We start from the raw sequence: 5156 nt of genomic DNA on the forward strand, positions 1-5156 counted from the left end.
GGCCACCCCGACCATCCACCCGAGGTCCTCGCCGGGCACGAGGTGGAGGGTGCCGCGCATGGGCCACGAGCGGACCACGGACCCGTCGGCGAGGGCCGCGCGCACATCGGCGATCCTGGCGGGCCCGCCGTCCGGGCCGAGGGAGCGCAGGGCGACCGATTCGAGTACCCCGGGCAGGTCCTGCCCCTGCATGCACGCCATCCACCGCACTGCCTCGGCGGGCGAGGAGCAGCGTTCCCCCACGAGCCGCTGGGAGACCAGCCGGAGGCGGGCCAGATCGCGGCGGGTGACCGGGGTGGGCCCGGACGCCTCCCTCACCGAGGTCAGCGGGGGGCGACGAGGAGTTGGTACTCGGGGAAGCGGATGAGGAAGCGGCGGACATAGCTGCACACCGGCCGGATCTTGTTCCCGTCCAAGCGCATCCGGGTGAGGACCAGACTGACCAGCAGGCGAGCGATGCCCTGTTGACCGAAGTGCTCCTCGATGACGGTGTGGAGAAGGATGTAGACCTCGCCGTCCTTCTCGTACCCCAACAGGCCCATGAACGTCTCGCCGTCCCACAGTTCGAACCGGTCTCTATCGGTGTTGTGGACCAACACCAGTGACTCTACTCGGGACATGGGGCTCCTTCGGCAGGGTGTGTTCCACACGTGATGCTACTCGCCGGGGTACGCTCGCCCGGCACAATTTCATACTCGTCCACACGGGAGTCCGCTTCGGAGCGCGGGCTGAGAGGACGGCCAGCCGGGTCGTCGACCGTAGAACCTGTCCGGGTCATGCCGGCGTAGGGAGCAGTGAACATCATGGGCAGAAACACGTCCACCACCAGCGCAGACACCACCTCGATCGAGGCCGTGACCTGCGGCCCCATCCATTCCAGCAACAAGTCCTACCTCGAGGTCCCCGCGGAGGGCAGCACGCTGCGGGTGCCCGTCCGTCGGATCTCACTGACCAACGACACGACGTTCGACGTCTACGACACCTCCGGTCCGTACACCGGGTACGCCGACGCCGGGGAGTGCCACGACCTCGCCTCCGGGCTGCCGCCCACTCGCGAGGGCTGGACCCACCCGGAGGCCGTGCCCGCCTCATCGGAGGACCCCACGCCGGTACGGACCCAGTTGGCCTGGGCCCGCGCGGGCCACATCACCCCGGAGATGCGCTTCATCGCCGCGCGGGAGGGGATCGACGTGGAGGTGGTGCGGACCGAGGTGGCGGCCGGCCGCGCCGTCATCCCGGCCAATCACCGCCACCCGGAGAGCGAGCCGATGATCATCGGCAAGCGCTTCCTGACCAAGATCAACGCCAACATCGGCAATTCCGCGGTCACCAGCTCGATCGCGGAGGAGGTCGAGAAGATGGTGTGGGCCTCCCGGTGGGGCGCGGACACCATCATGGACCTGTCCACCGGGCGGGACATCCACGAGACCCGCGAGTGGATCATGCGGAACTCACCCGTCCCCGTGGGGACCGTGCCGATCTATCAGGCACTGGAGAAGGTGGGCGGCGATCCGACCGCGCTGACCTGGGAGCTCTACCGCGACACCGTCATCGAGCAGTGCGAGCAGGGCGTGGACTACATGACCGTCCACGCGGGCGTGCTCCTGCGGTACGTCCCGCTCGCCGCCAAGCGCGTCACGGGGATCGTCTCGCGAGGGGGATCGATCATGGCCGCGTGGTGCCTGGCGCACCACCGCGAGTCGTTCCTCTACACCCACTTCACCGAGCTCTGCGAGATCCTCGCGCGCTACGACGTGACGTTCTCCCTCGGGGACGGCCTCCGGCCGGGATCGATCGCCGACGCCAACGACGAGGCGCAGTTCGCCGAGCTCCGCACGCTGGGAGAGCTCACCGGGATCGCCAAGCGCCACGGGGTCCAGGTGATGATCGAGGGCCCCGGGCACGTGCCTATGCACATGATCGTGGAGAACGTGCGCCTGGAGGAGGAGTGGTGCGAGGAGGCGCCGTTCTACACGCTGGGGCCGCTGGCCACGGACATCGCGCCCGGCTATGACCACATCACCTCCGCCATCGGGGCCGCGCGGATCGCCGAGGCGGGCACCGCGATGCTCTGCTACGTCACCCCCAAGGAGCACCTGGGTCTGCCTGATCGCGACGACGTCAAGACCGGCGTGATCACCTACAAGATCGCCGCGCACGCGGCGGACCTGGCCAAGGGCCATCCGGGCGCGCAGGCGAGGGACGACGCGCTGAGTACCGCGAGATTCGAGTTCCGGTGGATGGACCAGTTCGCCCTGGCCCTCGACCCGGACACGGCGCTGGCCTACCACGATGCGACGCTGCCCGCCGAGCCGGCCAAGACCGCCCACTTCTGCTCGATGTGCGGTCCCAAGTTCTGCTCGATGCGGATCTCCCAGGACATCCGGGACTACGCCGCGGAGCACGGGATGGAGACGGTCGAGGCGATCGAGGCGGGGATGGCGGAAAAGTCGGTGGAGTTCGCCGAGCAGGGATCCCGCGTCTACCTACCGATCAGTCAGCAGTGACCGGCTGATCCGCCGTCGGCGAGGTGGCGCCACCGCCGGCGACGTCCCGGCGTGCGGACGACAGACGGCCCGGGAGTGCGTGCACTCCCGGGCCGTCTCGACGCGTCTCAGGCGTCCCGGCGGAGGGTGATCACCAGACCCGCGACCCAGAGCGCCACGCAGACCGCGGCGAACCACGCGAACGCGGGCCACTCGCCCCACGTGATGAACCCGCGCGCGGTCTCTCCCTGGGTCCAGAAGTCGCCGTTGGCGAACGGCATCCAACCGGCGATGTCCTGCCCCACCCGTGGGATCAGGGAGACCATGCCCTCCAGAGCCAGCGTCCACACCAGGAACAGCGAGATGGTGCCGGCCGCGTTGCGCATGATGTACGCCAGACCCATCACGGCGAGGGTGCCCAACGCCGCGTAGACGGGGAACCGCACGAGGTACGTCAGTCCGTCGCCCGAGAACGGGGTCCAGGAGTCCAGTCCGGACAGGGCCCCCGCCACCAGCAGCGAGATCACCACCCCGACGGCGGTAACGACCATCGACATCACGGTGAACAGCACAGTCTTCGCCACCACGGCCGGCCACCGGGACGGCACCGCGAGGAAGGTGGCCTTGTTCGTGTGGAACCGGTATTCCCCGGTCACGGCGACGATCGCCGCGATCCACGCGAGGATCACGGTGAAGACGCTGACCCCCAGGATGGCGAACAGCGGGTCGCTGCCACCGCCGGGAGCGCCCGCGATCGGGTCGCCGGCCGAGGACTGCTCGAACTGGCCGATGATCACGGCCAGACCGAGGGCGAGCACGAGGCCGAGCCCGTACAGCCAGTAGGCGCTCTTGGTGGTGGTGACCTTGATCCACTCGGATTTCAGCAGGTTCATCGGGTGGTCTCCTGACCGTGGTACTCGACGTCCTGGTCGGTGAGCGCCATGAAGGCCTCCTCGAGCGACGCCCGCTTCTCGTGCAGTTCGTGGACGGTGATCCCCAGGCTCGCGGCGAGGTCTCCGACCTGGGGGGCGGGTAGCCCCTCGACGAGGAACACGCCGGCCTCGGGGTCGAAGGTGGCGGTGATCCCCTCCTCCCGGGCGGCGGCGGTGAACTCGTCGACGTGCGGCGTCCGGAGCAGGACGGAGGACGTGGCGGCGGAGAGGAACTCCTCGACGGACGTCTGGGCGCGGAGCACCCCCCGACCGATGACGACGAGGTCCTGGGCCGTCTGTGCCATCTCCGACAGCAGGTGGCTCGACACGAGCACCGTCCGGCCCTCGGCGGCGCGGGCGTGCATGAAGCGGCGGATCCAGAGGATGCCCTCGGGGTCGAGACCGTTGACCGGTTCGTCGAACAGCAGCACCTCGGGGTCACCGAGCATGGCGGTGGCCAGGCCGAGCCGCTGGCGCATCCCCAGCGAGTACCCGCCCACCTTGCGGCCTGCGACGTCTGTCAAGCCGACCAGCGACAGCACCTCGTCGACGCGGGTGGCGGGCAGTCCGCCCGCGGCGGCGATCATCTTCAGGTGTGCGCCCGCGGACCGGTTGGCGTGGGTCCAGGACGCGTCGAGCAGGCACCCGACGGTGTGGGTGGGGCGCTCGAGTTCCCGGTAGCGCCGGCCGTTGATCAGCGCCTCACCCGAGGTGGGGGTGTCCAGGCCGACGATCATCCGCATGGTGGTGGACTTGCCGGCCCCGTTCGGGCCGAGGAAGCCGGTGACGACGCCCGGCCGTACCACGAAGCTGAGGTCCTCGACCGCCGTAGCGGCGCCGAAGCGTTTGGTGAGATTGCGTACCTCGATCATGATCTCCAGTGTGCCTGCCAGCGCACGGGAAGCGGGCTCCACCCACTCAGCTCCCGTACAGGGGTGTCAGGGCCTACCCTCGTCTCATGGATGACGCCCGCCCTGATCCCGGCCCCGAACTCCCGTCGATCCGCGCCTCGGACCACGAGCGTGAGGCGACGGCGCGGTTCCTCCAGCAGTCCTACTCGGAAGGGCGCCTGACCCTCGCCGAGTTCGACGAGCGGACCACCAAGGCGTACGGGGCCCTCTTCCAATCCGACCTGGCCGAGCTCACCCGCGACCTGTCCCCCACCCGCCGCGACGACGGGGCCGGGCCCGCGGTGCACCACGACGCGGCACCCGCACGCAGGGTCACCGGCGGGAACGGTCCGTCGACGTCCCTGGCGTTCATGGGCGGTTGCGAGCGCAGGGGCACGTGGACGGTTCCGGCAGAGCACACCGCGTTCGCCATGATGGGCGGGGTCGAACTCGATCTGCGGGAGGCCGCCCTGCAGGCGCACGAGACCACGATCCGCGCGTTCGCGATCATGGGTGGCATAGAGATCTATGTGCCGGACGACGTCCACGTCGTGGTCGAGGGCCTCGGTCTGATGGGCGGATTCGGCGAGGAGGCGGGCAGGTGGAAGCCCGACCCCCGGCCGGTCCGTCAGGCTCCCCCGGGCGCGCCGGTCGTCCGGGTCACAGGACTCGCACTGATGGGCGGCGTCGAGGTCCGGCGGGTTCCCCGCCCGCAGTAGCACTACGGGGTCAGTCCACCGGCGGGCTGGATGCCTGCGCCCAGAACCGCTTGGGGATGCGCCCGGCGACACGGGCGGCGTGACCGGCGCGGACGGCCTCCCGCATCGCGGCCGCCATCAGCGGCGGGA

6 protein-coding genes, 1 pseudogene and 1 riboswitch are annotated in these 5156 nt (G+C 69.8%); of the genes and pseudogenes, 2 read left to right on the plus strand and 5 right to left on the minus strand.

Going from position 1 to position 5156, the window contains the following annotated elements; translation table 11 throughout:
- Positions 1 to 318 (minus strand): crosslink repair DNA glycosylase YcaQ family protein (locus G6027_RS19460; protein ID WP_206682476.1); only part of this gene is annotated, 318 nt, incomplete at its 3' end.
- A 5-nt stretch (positions 319 to 323) separates the two neighbouring features.
- Positions 324 to 620, minus strand: coding sequence for a GNAT family N-acetyltransferase (locus G6027_RS06940; RefSeq protein ID WP_182636534.1), 297 nt, complete (start codon positions 618 to 620; stop codon positions 324 to 326).
- 73 nt (positions 621 to 693) lie between these two features.
- Positions 694 to 808, plus strand: a riboswitch (TPP riboswitch).
- Between G6027_RS06940 and thiC the strand changes: the two genes are divergently transcribed.
- Entirely contained in the window at positions 804 to 2507 is a 1704-nt protein-coding gene (thiC, locus tag G6027_RS06945; RefSeq protein WP_187702682.1) for a phosphomethylpyrimidine synthase ThiC, read from the plus strand. Its footprint overlaps the riboswitch before it by 5 nt.
- A gap of 107 nt (positions 2508 to 2614) precedes the next feature.
- On the opposite strand, the gene G6027_RS06950 is transcribed toward thiC, so the two are convergent.
- Both G6027_RS06950 and G6027_RS06955 read right to left on the minus strand, forming a co-directional pair.
- Entirely contained in the window at positions 2615 to 3379 is a 765-nt protein-coding gene (locus G6027_RS06950) for an ABC transporter permease (RefSeq protein ID WP_182636535.1), read from the minus strand.
- Positions 3376 to 4290, minus strand: coding sequence for an ATP-binding cassette domain-containing protein (locus tag G6027_RS06955; RefSeq protein ID WP_182636536.1), 915 nt, complete (start codon positions 4288 to 4290; stop codon positions 3376 to 3378). Before G6027_RS06955 ends, G6027_RS06950 begins: the two co-directional genes overlap by 4 nt.
- A gap of 86 nt (positions 4291 to 4376) precedes the next feature.
- Here G6027_RS06955 and G6027_RS06960 point away from each other — a divergent pair, with 86 nt between their 5' ends.
- Positions 4377 to 5027 (plus strand): DUF1707 domain-containing protein, encoded by a 651-nt coding sequence (locus G6027_RS06960; protein WP_182636537.1) that lies wholly within the window; start codon positions 4377 to 4379, stop codon positions 5025 to 5027.
- Between the two features lie 10 nt (positions 5028 to 5037).
- Here G6027_RS06960 and thiG read toward each other — a convergent pair.
- A pseudogene (gene thiG / locus G6027_RS06965) lies at positions 5038 to 5156 on the minus strand (thiazole synthase); the annotation flags it as partial.

The organism is Dietzia sp. SLG310A2-38A2 (assembly GCF_014145095.1).
Lineage (GTDB): Bacteria > Actinomycetota > Actinomycetes > Mycobacteriales > Mycobacteriaceae > Dietzia.